We start from the raw sequence: 15559 nt of genomic DNA, 5'->3' as shown, positions 1-15559 counted from the left end.
CGGGCCAGCGGTCATCTGTTGTAGGCATGCCCCAGGCACGTTGTTTTCGGACTATTGAGTGGTGATCGGGATGGAAAGTATCAGTCTGTTGCTCGGTGAGGCGCTGAGCCCGTATCAGGTCACACTGACCCCGTCAGGCATTCGTGGTGAATGCCGGGTGACCCTGAAGAATGCTATCGGCGCGACGGTGGTCGAGCGCGAGTTCAATCAGGTCCAGTTGAAAGACAAACGCTTGCTGACGGATGTGGTCGACGGTTTGCATCGCGACGTGCTGATCGCTGAAGGACGCCTTGAGCCTTGTGTCATCGCGGCATTGCGTAATGCGGCGCAGGACAAGCTGCTGGCCAGACGCAATTGAACGGATATTTGTGGGAACCTTCCCGCGCCCAGGTCAGTCAGACTTTGTAACAGCAGGATCGAGCATTGTGCTCCGGTGCTTGTAGCTTGCTGCTACTGGTCTCCAAGCAGGCCATGTTTAACCCCGAGTCGTCTCCCCACTTCTCGGGGTTTCTTTTGCCCGGGATTTGTCATGGCTGCGCCAGGTTGTCGAAAAACGCCTTGGTGTCTTTCAGGTAATCGCTACGACTCTCCGGATCCAGCCAGGCGGCGTAGGCCTCGTCAAGGCGTTCGCGGGGAAGGGTGCGCAGCACTTGGTTGATCTCGACAATGGCCTGCCGGCCCTTTGGCGTGTCGGTGCAACCGATGTAACCGGACAGGTATTTGCCCGTGCCACGGATCGGATAGAACTGCAATTCATCCTCGGCAATGCCTTGCAGCGAGGCCTGGTAGCGAATTTCCGGGCGATAACCCAATAGCAGGTGCAAGCGTCCCAGGCGCTGCATCTGCAGCAGGCTGCCCAAGGCGTCGTTACCGTAATGAGCGGTCAGCGCGTCGGCTGGCGCTTGCTTGAGCAGTCCGTCGAGGTATTCGCCGTAATTACGCTCGGCAATAACCCCCAGTTTTTCGCTGCCGCTGGCGAGCAGCTCTGCCAGGTCCACTTCGCCGTTCTTGATAAAGGGTGCCAGCACTTTCTGGTCGACGCGCCGCACGGCCAGGCCATTGCTCATGGCGCGGAAGACCGGGATGGAAAAGGCGATCCACTGTTCCCGTTCCTTGCTCCAGTTCAACGCCGCGTCGCAGACGAGGGACGGTTCGTGGAGCATTTGCAATCCACGTGCGCGATTGACCCTCATCACACTGTGCTGGTATTGCGGCATGCCGGCAATCAACAATAGAAGCAGTTGATCGATAACGCCCTGGCCCTTTTTCGGCCCGTCGAAGATCGTCAGCGGCGGCAGGTCGCGCTTGAGCCAGATCAGGGTCTCCCTGGTTTGCGCCAGGGCTGACGGGACCGGTTCAAGGAGCAGGAACAAGGTCGCCAACACGCACAGTAGCCACCCGCCGCGCGACGGGCAGTGTCCAATGGCCCATGCAGGCAGGTGCCTGCGTTCAGATGGCTCCGTCTTTGCGCAACTGTGCGATCTGTATCGCGTCATAGCCAAGTTCCTGGAGTACCTGTGCGTTGTGCTCACCCAGTTGCGGCCCGACCCATTCGCATTCACCGGGCGTCTCTGAGAGTTTCGGCACAATACCCGGCATCTTGAAGTCTTTGCCGTCCGGCAGCTTGGCTTGCAGGAACATTTCCCGCGCCAGGTACTGTGGGTCATTGAACATGTCTTCGGCGCTGAAGATCCGGCTGGCCGGCACCTCGGCCTGATTGAGCTGCGCCAGCACCGTGTCGAGCGGCAACGAGTTGACCCAGCGATCGATGACGCCATAAATCTCGTCGCGTCGGGCATCGCGGCCATCGTTGCTGGCAAGCAGAGGGTCGTTGGCCAGGTCTTCCCGGCCAATGATCAGCATGAAGCGTTTGAAAATCGCGTCGCCATTGGCGCCGATCTGCACGTGCTTGCCATCGGCGCTGGTGTGGATCGAGGATGGGGTGATGCCCGGCATGATATTGCCCGTGCGTTCGCGGATGAAACCGAACACGTCGAACTCCGGGACCATGCTTTCCATCATTGCGAAGATGGCTTCGTACAGCGCCACGTCCACCACTTGCCCCTGGCCGCCGTTGACTTCGCGATGACGCAGGGCCATCAACGCGCCGATCACGCCCCAGAGCGCGGCAATCGAGTCGCCGATGGAAATGCCGGTGCGCACCGGTGGCCGGTCTTCGAAGCCGGTGATGTAGCGCAGGCCGCCCATGGATTCACCGACCGCGCCAAAGCCGGGCTGGTCTTTCATCGGGCCGGTCTGGCCGAAACCCGACAGCCGCACCATGACCAGTTTCGGGTTCAGTGCGTGCAGGACGTCCCAGCCCAGGCCGAGTTTTTCCAGGACGCCGGGACGAAAGTTTTCGATCAGGATGTCGGCTTCACCCAGCAGCTGTTTCAGGATCGCCTGACCGTCGGGGTGCTTGAGATTGAGGGTCAGGGACTTTTTGTTGCGGGCCTGGACGAACCACCACAACGAAGTGCCTTCATACAACTTGCGCCATTTGCGCAACGGATCACCGCCGTCCGGGGATTCGATCTTGATCACGTCGGCACCGAATTCAGCGCAAATGCGCGAGGCAAACGGGCCGGCAATCAAGGTGCCCAATTCAATGACTTTCAGACCGGAAAGCGGTTTGGCGGTGAACGGCATGCTGGATCCTGTGGGGCGAAGGTTGGGCGAATAGAGCGTTTTAGCATAGCCGACTGTCCGACGCTCCAGCTTGATTGTGTTCGATTCGTGGATTGCCCGTCGCATCGGTTAGACTTGCCGCCTTTCCTCGTATCAAGAAGCCCGTTCATGGCCCAGCCGTCCACGACCTACAAGTTTGAACTGAACCTCACCGACCTCGACCGCAGCGTCTATGAGAGCGTGAAGCAGACCATCGCCCGTCACCCTTCGGAAACCGAAGAGCGCATGACCGTGCGCCTGCTGGCCTACGCCCTCTGGTACAACGAGCAACTGTCGTTCGGCCGTGGTCTGTCGGAAGTGGATGAACCGGCCTTGTGGGAAAAAAGCCTGGATGACCGCGTCCTGCACTGGATCGAAGTCGGCCAGCCCGATGCCGAGCGCCTGACCTGGTGTTCGCGTCGCACTGAACGCACCAGCCTGCTGGCCTATGGCAGCCTGCGCGTGTGGGAAGGCAAAGTGGTGCCCGCGGTGAAAAACCTGAAGAACGTCAACATCGCTGCCGTGCCTCAGGAAGTCCTGGAAACCCTGGCCAAAGACATGCCCCGAGTCATCAAGTGGGACGTGATGATCAGCGAAGGGACGATCTTCGTCACCGACGACCGTGGTCAGCACGAAGTCCAGTTGCAGTGGCTGGCCGGTGAGCGCGGCTGATTTTTCGCCGCTTTAGCGCGTCACCCGGTTTTATCCTACGTATTGAAGAGAAGCTCCCGTCACCCCATGCGCATCGAACCTCGCCTGCTGCCCGACACCCTGCCATTCCTCGGTGATATTCCGCCGCTGTTGACCCGCCTGTACGCGGCTCGGGGCGTGCTGTCCGAGGCGGAACTGGACAAGAGCCTGGCGCGGTTGATTCCGTTCCAGCAACTCAAGGGCATCGATGCGGCGGTGGATTTGCTGGTGATTGCGCTCGAACAGCGCCAGCGCATTCTGATCGTCGGCGACTTCGATGCCGACGGCGCGACGGCCAGCACCGTAGGCACGCTGGGCCTGCGTTTGCTGGGTGCGGCACATGTCGATTACCTGGTGCCCAACCGATTCGATTATGGCTATGGCCTGACACCGGAAATCGTCGCAGTGGCGCTTGAGCGTCAGCCGCATTTGCTGATCACCGTCGACAACGGCATCTCCAGCGTCGAAGGCGTGGCAGCGGCGAAAAAGGCCGGGCTCAAGGTACTCGTCACCGACCACCACTTGCCCGGTGACGAGCTGCCATTGGCCGATGCCATCGTCAATCCGAACCAGCCCGGTTGCGAGTTTCCGAGCAAGGCGCTGGCCGGTGTCGGGGTGATTTTCTATGTGCTGATGGCCCTGCGTGCGCGGTTGCGCGAGCTGGGCTGGTACACACGCAAGCCGCAGCCGAATATCGGTGAACTGCTCGATCTGGTGGCCCTGGGCAGCGTGGCCGACGTGGTGCCGCTGGATGCCAACAACCGGATTCTGGTGCATCAGGGCCTGGAACGGATTCGCGCCGGACGTGCCCGGCCGGGGATCAAGGCGATCCTCGAAGTGGCCAAGCGCGATCATGCGCGCATCACCTCCACCGATCTGGGGTTCATTGTCGGCCCGCGCCTGAACGCCGCAGGGCGCCTGGACGACATGAGCCTGGGCATCGAATGCCTGCTGACCGAAGACGCAGGTCTGGCCCGGGAGATGGCGGCGCAACTGGATGGCATGAACCAGGATCGCAAGTCCATCGAGCAAGGCATGCAGCGTGAAGCGCTGGCGCAGCTCAAGGATCTGCCGGTGGAGTCGATGCCGTTCGGCTTGTGCCTGTTCGATCCCGAGTGGCACCAGGGTGTCATCGGTATCCTCGCGTCACGGATGAAAGAACGCTATTTCCGCCCGACCATCGCCTTTGCCGATGCCGGGGATGGCCTGCTCAAGGGCTCGGGGCGTTCGGTCCAGGGCTTTCACATCCGCGACGCCTTGAGTGTGGTGGCGGCGCAGCATCCGAATCTGATCACCAAATATGGTGGCCACGCGATGGCAGCCGGCCTGACGCTGCCGGAAGCGAATTTCCCTTTGTTCGCCGAAGCCTTTGACACTGAAGTGCGCCGGCAGATGCGCGAAGAAGACCTGACTGGCCGCCTGTTGTCGGACGGTACCCTGGCGGTGGAGGAGTTCCACCTGGAACTGGCCCGTGCCCTGCGGCATGCCGGCCCTTGGGGGCAGCACTTCCCGGAACCGTTGTTTCATGGGGTGTTCCAGTTGGTCGAGCAGCGCGTCGTTGGCGAACGGCACCTTAAAGTCGTGCTCAAAAGTGAATGTGGTTCGGTGAAACTCGACGGTATTGCCTTCGGGATCGACCGCGACATCTGGCCGAATCCGACCATCAAGTGGGTGGAATTGGCCTACAAGCTCGACCTCAACGAGTTTCGTGGCAATGAGACGGTTCAACTGATGATTGCCCACATCGAACCGCGTTGACCCCCCCCTGTAGGAGCGAGCTCGCTCGCGATGGACGTGAACGATGGCGCTGGGAACCTGATACCCCGCGGTGTCCTGTCGTCCATCGCGAGCGAGCTCGCTCCTACAAGGGGGCGACATCCCTCGATGTCGACTAGGCTCTAAACACTGCTTGATTTTGGCCTTGTGACGTCTTGTCGAATTTTTTGCCCGCGGGGGCGGGTGTTGTACCTTTTTCCTGTCACTCGTCGACTATTCAAACAGAACCTGGAGCCTGCCCACTGATTCGAGAGGTGCCCCATGAGTCTGCTGCTTGAACCCTTTACCCTTCGCCAATTGACCCTGCCCAACCGCATCGCGGTATCGCCGATGTGCCAGTACTCCAGTGCCGATGGCCTGGCCAATGACTGGCATCTGGTCCACCTCGGCAGCCGCGCTGTCGGCGGGGCCGGGCTGGTGTTTACCGAAGCCACGGCGGTCACCGCCGACGGGCGTATCACGGCCGAGGACCTCGGTCTGTGGAATGACGAACAGATCGAACCCCTGCAACGCATCACCCGCTTCATCACCGCCCAGGGAGCCGTTGCCGGCATTCAGCTGGCCCATGCCGGGCGCAAGGCCAGCACCTACCGGCCGTGGCTCGGCAAACATGGCAGCGTCAAGCCCGAGGAGGGCGGCTGGGTGCCGGTCGGACCTTCACCGATTGCATTCGATCCACAGCACACCCAACCCAGACAACTCGATGACGGCGAGATCGCCAAGGTCATCCAGGCTTTTGTCGATGCGGCAAAGCGCTCACTGACGGCCGGTTTCAAAGTGGTCGAAGTGCACGCGGCCCATGGTTACCTGCTGCATCAGTTCCTGTCGCCGTTGAGCAATCAGCGTCGCGATCAATATGGCGGTTCGTTCGAAAATCGTATTCGGCTGGTGCTGCAGGTTACCGAAGCGGTGCGTGCGGTATGGCCTGAAGAGTTGCCGGTGTTTGTCCGGGTCTCGGCCACCGACTGGGTGGAAGACGGCTGGAACCCCGATGAAACGGTGGAGCTGGCACGCCGCCTCAAAGCCCTGGGGGTCGACCTGATCGACGTCTCGTCGGGCGGGACGGCGGTGAATGCCGAGATTCCCACAGGGCCGGGTTACCAGACCCGCTTCGCCGAGCGTGTGCGCAAGGAGTCGGGCATGGCCACTGGCACAGTCGGCATGATCACCGAGCCGGCCCAGGCCGAGCACATCCTGCGCACCTGTCAGGCGGACATCATCTTCCTCGCTCGTGAGTTGTTGCGCGATCCGTACTGGGCGCTGCACGCGGATGACGATCTGGGAGGGCACAAGGCCGTGTGGCCGGCGCAGTATCAGCGGGCGACTCACCGTGAGCAGCCGATTCATGAATCGGATTTGCGCGACTGAAATCCATCGATAAGAAAAAGCCCCTGAATCGTGAGATTCAGGGGCTTTTGTTTATGCCGGTGACCGATCAGGCCGCTTCGATCTTGCTGCGGTTCTGTTCGACCTGGTTCAGGTAGCCCTTGAGCTTTTCCTGTTCGGCCGCCGTCGTGAACAAGCCGAGTTTGCTGCGACGCCAGAGGATGTCGTGGGCGCTGGTGGCCCATTCTTCGCTGCACAGATAGTCGACTTCACGGGTGTAGAGACCGCCGCCGATGTGCTCGCCCATATCGCTGAGGTCCTGTACGCCTTCGAGCATGCGCCAGGTGCGGCTGCCGTAGGTGGTGGCCCAGCGGCGCGCGATCTCGCTCGGTAGCCAGTCGAATTTGTCGCGGATACGCGAGCTCAAGGCTTGCGGAGTGGTCATGTCTTCACCGCCCGGCAGCGTGGCGCTGGCGGTCCAGCTTGGCTTGATGTGCTTGAAGTACGGTGCCAGTTGCGCCAGCGCCGACTCGGCCAGTTTGCGATAGGTGGTGAGCTTGCCGCCGAACACCGACAGCAACGGAGCTTCTTCGCCAGTGCCAGACAGCGCCAGGGTGTAATCGCGGGTCACGGCCGACGGGTTGTCGGACTCGTCGTTGCACAGCGGGCGCACACCGGAATAGCTGTGCAGGATGTCGTCGCGGCCGATTTGCTTCTTGAAATGGGCGTTGACCACGTTCAACAGGTAATCGGTTTCGCCGTCGGTAATTGCCACTTTCGCCGGATCGCCGGTGTACTCGCGGTCAGTGGTGCCGATCAGGGTGAAGTGATTCAGGTACGGAATGGTGAACACGATGCGCTGATCTTCGTTTTGCAGGATGTGCGCGTGTTCGCCTTCGTACAATTTCGGCACGATCAGATGGCTGCCCTGGATCAGGCGGATGCCGTATGGCGATTCCATCTTCAAGTCATCGCGAATGAACTTGGCGACCCATGGCCCGGCCGCATTCACCAATGCCTTGGCGCGGATCGAAAACAGGCTGCCATCGGCGCGTTCCAGGTGCAGGTGCCACAGGCCCTTGGCGCGGCGTGCGCTGACGCAGCGGGTCTGGGTGTGAACGTGAGCGCCTTTTTCCCGGGCGGCCATGGCGTTCAACACCACCAGGCGGGCGTCGTCGACCCAGCAATCGGAGTATTCGAAACCTTTGGTGATCTCGCTTTTGAGCGCGCTGTCGGGGCCGAACTTCAGGCTTTTCGAACCTTGCAGTTGCTCGCGCTTGCCCAGGTTGTCATAGAGGAACAGACCGGCGCGGATCATCCACGCCGGGCGCAGGTGCGGGCGGTGCGGCAACACGAAACGCATTTGCTTGACGATGTGCGGAGCCTTGGCCAACAGCACTTCACGTTCGGCCAGGGCTTCACGCACCAGGCGGAATTCGTAATGTTCGAGGTAGCGCAAGCCGCCGTGAATCAGCTTGCTGCTGGCCGACGAGGTATGGCTGGCCAGGTCATCCTTTTCACAAAGGAACACCGAGAGACCACGGCCGGCGGCATCCGCTGCGATCCCCACGCCATTGATCCCGCCACCGATGACGGCGATATCGTAGACCTCGGCGAGAGGGGGCGTAGGCAAGGTGGAAGTGGGCATCGGCACGGCCTCGGAATTATTTGATGTTCTGTATTTGAATTCGAACATTAATGTTCATTTGCGAAAATACTAGCCCATAAAGACGCGTACAGCCAGTCAGCTTCGATTGAAAATACTCATCGAAGGGCCGCTAAAGGAAAATTTTCGAACATTTTGACGCGCGTTATGGCGCAAGAGGGATGCTGTATGTGCGATCGCCTTCGCGGGCAAGCCCGCTCCCACAAGGATCACACGGGACCTGTGGGAGCGGGCTTGCCCGCGATAGCGCCAGTGTAGGCACTGGAGATGGTGGGGTTAAACGACTTCCAGCCGAACCTTGTGCTGGTTCAACAGCTGCGCCAGCGCCGGGGAAGGCTGCTGATCGGTGACCAGGCAATCGACCAGGCTGATCGGCCCCAGGCGAATCATGGCGTTGCGCCCGAACTTGCTGGAGTCGGCCGCGAGGATCACTTGTCGGGCATTGGCAATGATCGCCTGGGATACCCGCACTTCCTGATAGTCGAAGTCCAGCAGACTGCCGTCTTCATCGATGCCGCTGATGCCGACCAGGGCGAAGTCGACCTTGAACTGATTGATGAAGTCGACACTGGCCTGACCGACCACACCGCCGTCACGCCGTACGTTGCCACCGGTCAGCAGCACGTCGAAGTCGTCCTTGGCGCTGAGCATGGAGGCGACGTGCAGGTTGTTGGTGATGATCTTCAGGTGATTGTGATTGAGTAGTGCCCGGGCTATGGACTCGGTGGTCGTGCCGATGTTGATGAACAACGAGGCATGGTCGGGAATCTGCGCGGCAATGGCTTCGCCGATACGCTGTTTCTCATCGCGCATCTGATCGGCGCGCATGGCGTAGGCGGTGTTTTCAACGCTGGAGTCGTAAGCCGCGCCGCCGTGGTAGCGACGCAACAAATTGGCTTCCGCGAGCTGATTGATGTCGCGGCGAATGGTCTGCGGGGTAACTACGAACAGCGTGGCCATTTCCTCGATGCTGACATAACCGCGTTCGCGGACCAGTTCGAGGATTTGCTGCTGACGGGGAGGCAGATTCATGGGGCGTCCTTTGGGCTGCCGTGCAAAATTTGCCCATGATGCCGCAGGAATCTGCTCCCGACCAGTTACATACAGATACGGGGACTGGAGTTCGCTTATTCAGCTTCGTCTTCAGCCGCCCAATTACGGGTGCGGCTGACCGCTTTTTTCCACCCTGCGTAGAGTTTTTCCTTCGCCGTTTCATCCAGCGTCGGATCGAACTTGCGCTCAATCACGGCCTTGCCGCGCAACTCTTCCAGGCTGCCCCAGAAGCCGCAGGCCAGGCCTGCCAGGTAAGCCGCGCCCAGTGCCGTGGTTTCGCGCATTTGCGGGCGCTCGACCTGCGTACCGAGGATGTCGGCCTGGAACTGCATGAGGAAATTGTTCGCCACCGCGCCGCCATCCACGCGCAGGGCCTTGAGGCGTTCGCCGGAATCCTGCTGCATGGCGTCGAGCACGTCGCGGGTCTGGTAGGCAATCGACTCCAGTGCGGCACGAATGATGTGATCCACGCGGACGCCGCGGGTCAGGCCGAACAGTGCGCCACGGGCGTACGGGTCCCAGTAGGGAGCGCCAAGACCGGTGAAGGCCGGCACCAGGTACACGCCGTTGCTGTCCTTGACCTTGTTGGCGAAGTATTCGGTGTCGTGGGCGTCGTTGATGATCTTCAGTTCGTCACGCAGCCACTGCACGGTAGAGCCACCGTTGAATACCGCGCCTTCGAGAGCGTAGGCCACTTCGCCACGTGGGCCGCAAGCGATGGTGGTGAGCATGCCGTGCTGGGACTTCACGGCCTTGTCGCCGGTGTTCATCAGCAGGAAGCAGCCAGTACCGTAGGTGTTTTTCGCCTGGCCTGGCTCGACGCACATCTGGCCGAACAAGGCGGCTTGCTGGTCGCCAGCGATGCCGCCGATGGCGATGCCGCTTTTGGTACGGCCATAAATTTCCGAGGACGATTTAACTTCCGGCAGCATTTCGCGCGGAATATCCAGCACCTCCAGCATCTTCGCGTCCCACTCCAGGGTGTGGATGTTGAAGAGCATGGTGCGCGAAGCGTTGGTGTAGTCGGTGACATGCACCTTGCCGCCGGTAAATTTCCAGATCAGCCAGCTGTCGACGGTGCCGAACAGCAGTTCGCCGTTGCGCGCGCGTTCGCGGCTGCCTTCGACGTTGTCGAGGATCCACTTGAGCTTGGTGCCGGAGAAATACGGGTCGGTGACCAGGCCGGTGGTGTCGCTGATGTATTGCTCGTGGCCATCGCGCTTGAGTTGCTGGCAGATCTCGGTGCTGCGTCGGCACTGCCAGACGATGGCGTTGTAGATCGGGCGACCGGTGTTCTTGTCCCAGACTACGGTGGTTTCGCGCTGGTTGGTGATACCGATGGCTGCTACCTGGTCGTGGTGCAGGCCGGCTTGCGCCAGGGCCTCGACCATCACGGCGCTTTGGGTGGCGAAGATTTCCATCGGATCGTGTTCGACCCAGCCGGCTTGCGGGTAATGCTGGGCGAACTCCCGTTGGGCGGTGCAGACCACGTTCGCGTCGCGGTCGAAAATGATCGCGCGGGAGCTGGTCGTACCCTGATCGAGGGCAATGATGTAGTTCTTATTCTGTGTGTCGGTCATGTCGATTGCCTTGGACGAAATAAGGGAGTGAGGTCTGGCGCGCGATCAAAGGGCACGCGCCAACGGTATCAAGAAGTTCTGGGTTTGCCGTCAATGGCAGCTGTTGCATCCTTTGTAGCAGGTACGGCGCTGGGCAGATGGCGGGCAATCAACCCACGATAGGCTGCAGCACCGAGGCAGGCACCGACAATCGGTGCAAAAACAGGAATCAGGAAATACGGAATATCGCGTCCGCCGGTGAAGGAAATTTCACCCCAGCCAGCGAAGAAAGTCATCAGTTTAGGACCGAAGTCCCGCGCAGGGTTCATGGCAAAACCGGTCAGCGGTCCCATCGAACTGCCGATCACCGCAATCAGCAGGCCGATCAGCAGCGGTGCCAACGGGCCTTTGGGCAGGCCATTGTTGTCATCGGTCAGGGACATGATCACGCCCATCAGGATGGCCGTAATGATCACCTCGACCAGAAATGCCTGGGCGGTGGTCAGCACAGGATTCGGGAAGGTGGAGAACACGGAGGCCAATTCAAGGCTGGCCTGGGTGCCGCGAACCATGTGGTGCGTTTGTTCGAATTCGAAAAATAGATTGCTGTAGAGGGTGTAGACCAACAGCGCTCCACAGAAGGCCCCCGCCACCTGGGCGAGTACGTAGAAAGGCAATTTACGTTTTTCGAAGTCCGCGAAAATGCTCAGGGCAATGCTGACGGCAGGGTTCAGATGCGCACCGGAAACTCCGGCGGTGAGGTAGATCGCCATGCTGACGCCGACACCCCAGATAACGCTGATTTCCCACAAGCCAAAGCTGGCACCCGCGACCTTGAGCGCGGCAACACAACCTGTACCAAAAAAGATCAGCAGCGCTGTACCCAGAAACTCGGCCATGCATTGGCTCGAGAGCGACGGTTGTTGTAAAGCAGTTGTCATTGAAACCTCAATTTTTTTTGTTGTCTGGCGCTTTTCCCATCATGGTCGGAGCGCGGTTTTCGCCGAGGCAGGATCCCCATCCTGGTCGCGGTTTACTGCTGGGTGCAGCGGTAGGACGTTTCGTACAGTTTCAGAAACGAAAAAATATAGACAAGAAACGCTGCTGTCAAAGGTCGAAAGTGAACCATCGGTCACAAAAAAACCATTCGTTGCATGAATGAGTGAGTCATTGCGCAATGGGATGGCCAGGCATTGGCGTTATGGATGCGCCGCCGTAGAGCCTTTTAACGATCAATGTCCTAGAATCGGGCGCAGTATTTTTCTTCTGCCGCCCAGTCTGGAGCTGTCATGACCCCCGCATTGGATTTGTTGAAAAAGGTTCGGGCCGAACATCGCGTACACAGTTACGAACATGACCCCAAGGCCGCCTCCTACGGGTTGGAAGCGGCGGAAAAACTCGGGCTCGATCCGGCCCGGGTGTTCAAGACCTTGCTGGCGGCCAGCGAAAAGGGCGAGTTGCTGGTGGCCGTGGTGCCGGTTGTCGGCAGCCTGGACTTGAAAGGGCTGGCCCACGCCGCGGGCGTGAAGAAGGTCGAAATGGCCGACCCGGCGGCAGCGCAGCGCTCCACTGGCTATCTGTTGGGCGGGATCAGTCCGCTGGGGCAGAAAAAGCGTTTGCGTACCTTCATTGATAATTCGGCCCAGCCCTTCGCCAGCATTTTTGTCAGTGCGGGCCGACGTGGGCTGGAAGTCGAACTGGCACCGGCGGTGCTGGCCGAACACACCCAGGCCAGGTTTGCCGATATCGGCCGTGCGTGAGCGTCGAAGCAGGTGTAGCGCTGTATGGTGAAAATCAGCCTGCTCTGTCACTGGCGCCGGCTGGGCCAGCGCGGCATGCTCAGCGGTCTGACAAAGGGAGAAGGTTATGCAACTGGAGTTTCATCAGGTCGACGCGTTCAGCAATCAACCATTCAGCGGTAATCCGGCGATGGTCTATCGGCTCGATACCTGGCTCGCCGATGAGTTGATGCAAAAGATTGCCGCCGAACACAACCTCGCCGAAACGGCGTTTGTCGTACGTGAAGGGCAGGGCTGGCACATCCGCTGGTTTACGCCGACCACCGAGGTGCCATTGTGTGGTCACGCAACGCTGGCTAGCGCCTATGTGCTGTTTGAGATCTATAAAGAGCCCGTCGAACGACTGGACTTCACCTGCAAGTCCGGCCCGTTGAGCGTGACGCGGGAGGGCGCAGGCCTGTGGCTGGACTTCCCGGCGATCACTGCGTCGCCGGTGAACGTGATCTCGGACATCGAGCGTGCACTGGGCGTGAAGGCTGTCGAGGTACTGGCTTCGAATGAGCTGTTCGTGGTGCTGGAGTCGGAGCAAGCCGTGCTCGACTGCAAGCCGGACATGGTGGCCCTGGCGAAACTGCCATGGTTGGGCGCCATCGTGACGGCGCGGGGCGAGCAGCACGATTTCGTTTCCCGCTACTTCGCCCCGGCAATCGGCATCAATGAAGACCCGGTGACCGGATCGACCCATTGTCTTCTGATTCCGTACTGGTCAAAGCGTTTGGGCAAGTCGAGCCTGACGGCTTTTCAGCGTTCGGCGCGGGGTGGGGAATTGTTCTGTCGACTGGAAGGCGATCGGGTGAAGATCGGTGGGAACGCGACGCTCGTGGCGAGTGGAACGCTGATGTTGGGTTGACGCAAATCCAGTGTGGGAGCGGGCTTGCTCGCGAAGGCGGACAGTCAGTTAACATCATCATCGACTGACACTCCGCCTTCGCGAGCAAGCCCGCTCCCACATTTAATCCATGTTTGTCAGTTAGCGGTGCTGTAACGCCGGACACCGGATTCAGCCGCCGGAATCTGCGCCGCCGTGCTGCCTGACGCCTGGAACAACACCAGGTGTTCAGCCGCGACACGAATACCCACATCCGCCCCAACCTGACGATCGACATGGCTCGGGAAAATCGATTCCAGTTGTGCGCCTGTCGGCAGTTGCAAGCGATACAGGGTCGATGCACCGAGGAACGTCTTGCCGGCAATTCGCGCCTTCAGTGCGCTGTCCGGCGCATAGACGATATCGTCCGGGCGCAGCAGTACGTCCACGGCGCCGCCTACCGGCCAGGTGTAGGCCCGATTGCCGCGTAGCTCACCCAGCTCGGTCTGCACCGATTCGGGGCTGCTCAACTGGCCGCGAATGAAATAGCCCTGGCCGATGAAACTCGCCACGAAGGGGGTCAGCGGTTCGTGATACAGGTTGTAGGGCGTATCCCACTGTTCCAGGCGACCTTCCTTGAACACCCCAACGTGGTCGCTGACCGCGAAGGCCTCTTCCTGGTCGTGAGTCACCAGGATCGCGCTGGTGCCACGGGCCTTGAGGATGTCGCGTACTTCATGGCTGAGCTTGCGGCGCAATTCGCCATCGAGGTTGGAGAACGGTTCGTCGAGCAACAGCAGTTGCGGTTCCGGCGCCAAGGCGCGGGCCAGGGCGACACGTTGCTGCTGACCACCGGAAAGCTCGTGGGGGAAACGCTTGCCGAGGTTCTTCAGGTTGACCAGTTCCAGCAACTCTTCGGTCACGCGATCCTTTTGCGGATGCTTGCGAATGCCGAAGGCGATGTTGTCGGCCACGCTCAAATGCGGAAACAGGGCGTAGTCCTGGAACACCATGCCGATGCGACGTTTCTCCGGAGCGAGGGTGAAACCGGCGCTGGAGATGGTTTCGCCAGCCAGCTGGATTTCGCCTTCGTGTACCGGTTCGAAACCGGCAATCGCCCGCAGGGTGGTGGTCTTGCCGCAGCCTGAAGAGCCCAGCAGGCAACCAATGTCGCCTGCGTTCAGGTGCAGGTTGAGGTTCTGCACTACGCGTTGGTCTTGATAGCCGCAGGCGAGGTTGCGCAGGTTGAGCAGTAATGGCTGGCTCATGCGTGGTGGTACGAAGGCGGAACGAGGAATTCGAGCAAGGCCTTTTGCGCGTGCAGACGGTTTTCGGCTTGATCCCAGGCCACCGAGCGCGGGTCGTCGAGCAGGTCGACGCTGATTTCCTCACCACGGTGCGCCGGCAGGCAGTGCATGAACAGTACGTCTTCAGCAGCCAGATCGAGCAGGGCGCGGTTGACCTGGTACGGTGCGAACAGTTGCAGACGCTTGGCGGTTTCCTCTTCCTGGCCCATGGAGGTCCAGACGTCGGTGCTCACCAGGTGTGCACCACGCACGGCTTCCTTCGGATCGCGAACGATAGTAACCCGATCGCCGGCCTTGGCCAGGAACACCGGGTTGGGTTCGTAGCCTTCAGGGCAGGCAACGCGCAACTGGAAGTCGAACTGGATCGCCGCCTCTATATAGCTGTTGCACATGTTGTTGCCGTCGCCGATCCAGGCCACGGTCTTGCCCTGGATGGAGCCGCGGTGTTCGAGGAAGGTCTGCATGTCCGCCAGCAACTGGCAAGGGTGCAGGTCGTCGGACAGGCCATTGATCAGCGGAACGCGCGAATTGGCGGCGAATTCGGTCAAAGTGCTGTGGGAAAACGTACGGATCATTACAGCATCGAGCATGCTCGACATGACAATGGCGGCGTCGCCGATCGGCTCGCCACGGCCCAGTTGGGTGTCACGGGGCGACAGGAAGATCGCCTGGCCGCCGAGCTGGATCATGCCGGCCTCGAAGGAGATCCGGGTACGGGTCGAGGACTTCTCGAAAATCATCCCCAGGACGCGGTTTTTCAGAGGCTCGAACAGTACGCCGCGGTTACGCAGGTCCTTGAGCTCAACGCCTCGACGGATCACGCTGACCAGCTCTTCGGGCGTGCAATCCATCAGGGAGAGAAAGTGCCTTGCGCTCATCATTGACTACCTTTTGCTACAAACCGCAGA

At 60.3% G+C, this 15559-nt stretch carries 14 protein-coding genes; 6 read left to right on the top strand and 8 right to left on the bottom strand.

Annotated features, from left to right (window positions below; translation table 11 throughout):
- Positions 1-70 precede the first annotated feature (70 nt).
- On the top strand, positions 71-358 hold the full coding sequence (locus tag AC3IT6_RS23775) for a DUF3509 domain-containing protein (protein ID WP_151213879.1): 288 nt from the start codon (positions 71-73) through the stop codon (positions 356-358).
- 169 nt (positions 359-527) lie between these two features.
- Here AC3IT6_RS23775 and AC3IT6_RS23770 read toward each other — a convergent pair whose 3' ends face one another.
- Positions 528-1496 (bottom strand): TIGR02285 family protein, encoded by a 969-nt coding sequence (locus AC3IT6_RS23770; protein WP_489353212.1) that lies wholly within the window; start codon positions 1494-1496, stop codon positions 528-530.
- A complete protein-coding gene (locus AC3IT6_RS23765; RefSeq protein ID WP_489353210.1) occupies positions 1450-2649 on the bottom strand; it encodes a CaiB/BaiF CoA transferase family protein in 1200 nt (399 codons plus the stop codon). Before AC3IT6_RS23765 ends, AC3IT6_RS23770 begins: the two co-directional genes overlap by 47 nt.
- A gap of 147 nt (positions 2650-2796) precedes the next feature.
- Here AC3IT6_RS23765 and AC3IT6_RS23760 point away from each other — a divergent pair, with 147 nt between their 5' ends.
- From AC3IT6_RS23760 to AC3IT6_RS23750, 3 genes are all read left to right on the top strand, one after another.
- Complete coding sequence (locus AC3IT6_RS23760; protein WP_007971297.1) at positions 2797-3339, top strand: YaeQ family protein; 543 nt, start codon at positions 2797-2799, stop codon at positions 3337-3339.
- 66 nt (positions 3340-3405) lie between these two features.
- Positions 3406-5115: a single-stranded-DNA-specific exonuclease RecJ gene (gene recJ, locus AC3IT6_RS23755; protein ID WP_489353208.1), complete on the top strand. Its 1710-nt coding sequence runs from the start codon at positions 3406-3408 to the stop codon at positions 5113-5115.
- 279 nt (positions 5116-5394) lie between these two features.
- Positions 5395-6501 (top strand): NADH:flavin oxidoreductase/NADH oxidase, encoded by a 1107-nt coding sequence (locus AC3IT6_RS23750; protein WP_095943823.1) that lies wholly within the window; start codon positions 5395-5397, stop codon positions 6499-6501.
- A 67-nt stretch (positions 6502-6568) separates the two neighbouring features.
- Here AC3IT6_RS23750 and glpD read toward each other — a convergent pair whose 3' ends face one another.
- The 4 genes from glpD to AC3IT6_RS23730 form a co-directional block, all read right to left on the bottom strand.
- Positions 6569-8107 carry a glycerol-3-phosphate dehydrogenase gene (gene glpD, locus AC3IT6_RS23745; RefSeq protein ID WP_489353206.1) on the bottom strand — a complete coding sequence of 513 codons (1539 nt, stop codon included), beginning with the start codon at positions 8105-8107 and terminating at the stop codon, positions 6569-6571.
- Positions 8108-8401: 294 nt separating this feature from the next.
- Complete coding sequence (locus AC3IT6_RS23740) at positions 8402-9157, bottom strand: DeoR/GlpR family transcriptional regulator (RefSeq protein WP_046042004.1); 756 nt, start codon at positions 9155-9157, stop codon at positions 8402-8404.
- Positions 9158-9252: 95 nt separating this feature from the next.
- Positions 9253-10758, bottom strand: a complete 1506-nt coding sequence (glpK, locus tag AC3IT6_RS23735; protein WP_489353204.1) for a glycerol kinase GlpK — start codon at positions 10756-10758, stop codon at positions 9253-9255.
- 68 nt (positions 10759-10826) lie between these two features.
- Complete coding sequence (locus tag AC3IT6_RS23730; protein WP_150726859.1) at positions 10827-11678, bottom strand: MIP/aquaporin family protein; 852 nt, start codon at positions 11676-11678, stop codon at positions 10827-10829.
- Positions 11679-12026: 348 nt separating this feature from the next.
- Between AC3IT6_RS23730 and ybaK the strand changes: the two genes are divergently transcribed.
- On the top strand, positions 12027-12497 hold the full coding sequence (ybaK, locus tag AC3IT6_RS23725; RefSeq protein WP_489353202.1) for a Cys-tRNA(Pro) deacylase: 471 nt from the start codon (positions 12027-12029) through the stop codon (positions 12495-12497).
- A gap of 106 nt (positions 12498-12603) precedes the next feature.
- Positions 12604-13386, top strand: coding sequence for a PhzF family phenazine biosynthesis protein (locus AC3IT6_RS23720; protein ID WP_223447886.1), 783 nt, complete (start codon positions 12604-12606; stop codon positions 13384-13386).
- Positions 13387-13502: 116 nt separating this feature from the next.
- On the opposite strand, the gene AC3IT6_RS23715 is transcribed toward AC3IT6_RS23720, so the two are convergent.
- Positions 13503-14612, bottom strand: a complete 1110-nt coding sequence (locus AC3IT6_RS23715; RefSeq protein ID WP_223447885.1) for an ABC transporter ATP-binding protein — start codon at positions 14610-14612, stop codon at positions 13503-13505.
- The gene (gene argF, locus AC3IT6_RS23710; RefSeq protein WP_032829900.1) at positions 14609-15529 is read right to left on the bottom strand and encodes an ornithine carbamoyltransferase; all 921 of its coding nucleotides are present in this window, start codon (positions 15527-15529) and stop codon (positions 14609-14611) included. The genes AC3IT6_RS23715 and argF overlap by 4 nt, the downstream gene beginning before the upstream one ends.
- Between the last annotated feature and the right edge of the window lie 30 nt (positions 15530-15559).

It is taken from the genome of Pseudomonas sp. KH_017, assembly GCF_057840285.1.
Note: the sequence above shows the minus strand (reverse complement) of the source record. Positions and strands in the feature narration are given on the sequence as shown.

What these genes read in the sequence shown, in the direction of transcription:
- AC3IT6_RS23775 (WP_151213879.1), top strand. Translation starts at nt 71, where the DNA reads ATGGAAAGTATCAGTCTGTTGCTCGGTGAGGCGCTGAGCCCGTATCAG.
- AC3IT6_RS23770 (WP_489353212.1), bottom strand. Translation starts at nt 1,496, where the DNA reads ATGACGCGATACAGATCGCACAGTTGCGCAAAGACGGAGCCATCTGAA.
- AC3IT6_RS23765 (WP_489353210.1), bottom strand. Translation starts at nt 2,649, where the DNA reads ATGCCGTTCACCGCCAAACCGCTTTCCGGTCTGAAAGTCATTGAATTG.
- AC3IT6_RS23760 (WP_007971297.1), top strand. Translation starts at nt 2,797, where the DNA reads ATGGCCCAGCCGTCCACGACCTACAAGTTTGAACTGAACCTCACCGAC.
- recJ (WP_489353208.1), top strand. Translation starts at nt 3,406, where the DNA reads ATGCGCATCGAACCTCGCCTGCTGCCCGACACCCTGCCATTCCTCGGT.
- AC3IT6_RS23750 (WP_095943823.1), top strand. Translation starts at nt 5,395, where the DNA reads ATGAGTCTGCTGCTTGAACCCTTTACCCTTCGCCAATTGACCCTGCCC.
- glpD (WP_489353206.1), bottom strand. Translation starts at nt 8,107, where the DNA reads ATGCCCACTTCCACCTTGCCTACGCCCCCTCTCGCCGAGGTCTACGAT.
- AC3IT6_RS23740 (WP_046042004.1), bottom strand. Translation starts at nt 9,157, where the DNA reads ATGAATCTGCCTCCCCGTCAGCAGCAAATCCTCGAACTGGTCCGCGAA.
- glpK (WP_489353204.1), bottom strand. Translation starts at nt 10,758, where the DNA reads ATGACCGACACACAGAATAAGAACTACATCATTGCCCTCGATCAGGGT.
- AC3IT6_RS23730 (WP_150726859.1), bottom strand. Translation starts at nt 11,678, where the DNA reads ATGACAACTGCTTTACAACAACCGTCGCTCTCGAGCCAATGCATGGCC.
- ybaK (WP_489353202.1), top strand. Translation starts at nt 12,027, where the DNA reads ATGACCCCCGCATTGGATTTGTTGAAAAAGGTTCGGGCCGAACATCGC.
- AC3IT6_RS23720 (WP_223447886.1), top strand. Translation starts at nt 12,604, where the DNA reads ATGCAACTGGAGTTTCATCAGGTCGACGCGTTCAGCAATCAACCATTC.
- AC3IT6_RS23715 (WP_223447885.1), bottom strand. Translation starts at nt 14,612, where the DNA reads ATGAGCCAGCCATTACTGCTCAACCTGCGCAACCTCGCCTGCGGCTAT.
- argF (WP_032829900.1), bottom strand. Translation starts at nt 15,529, where the DNA reads ATGAGCGCAAGGCACTTTCTCTCCCTGATGGATTGCACGCCCGAAGAG.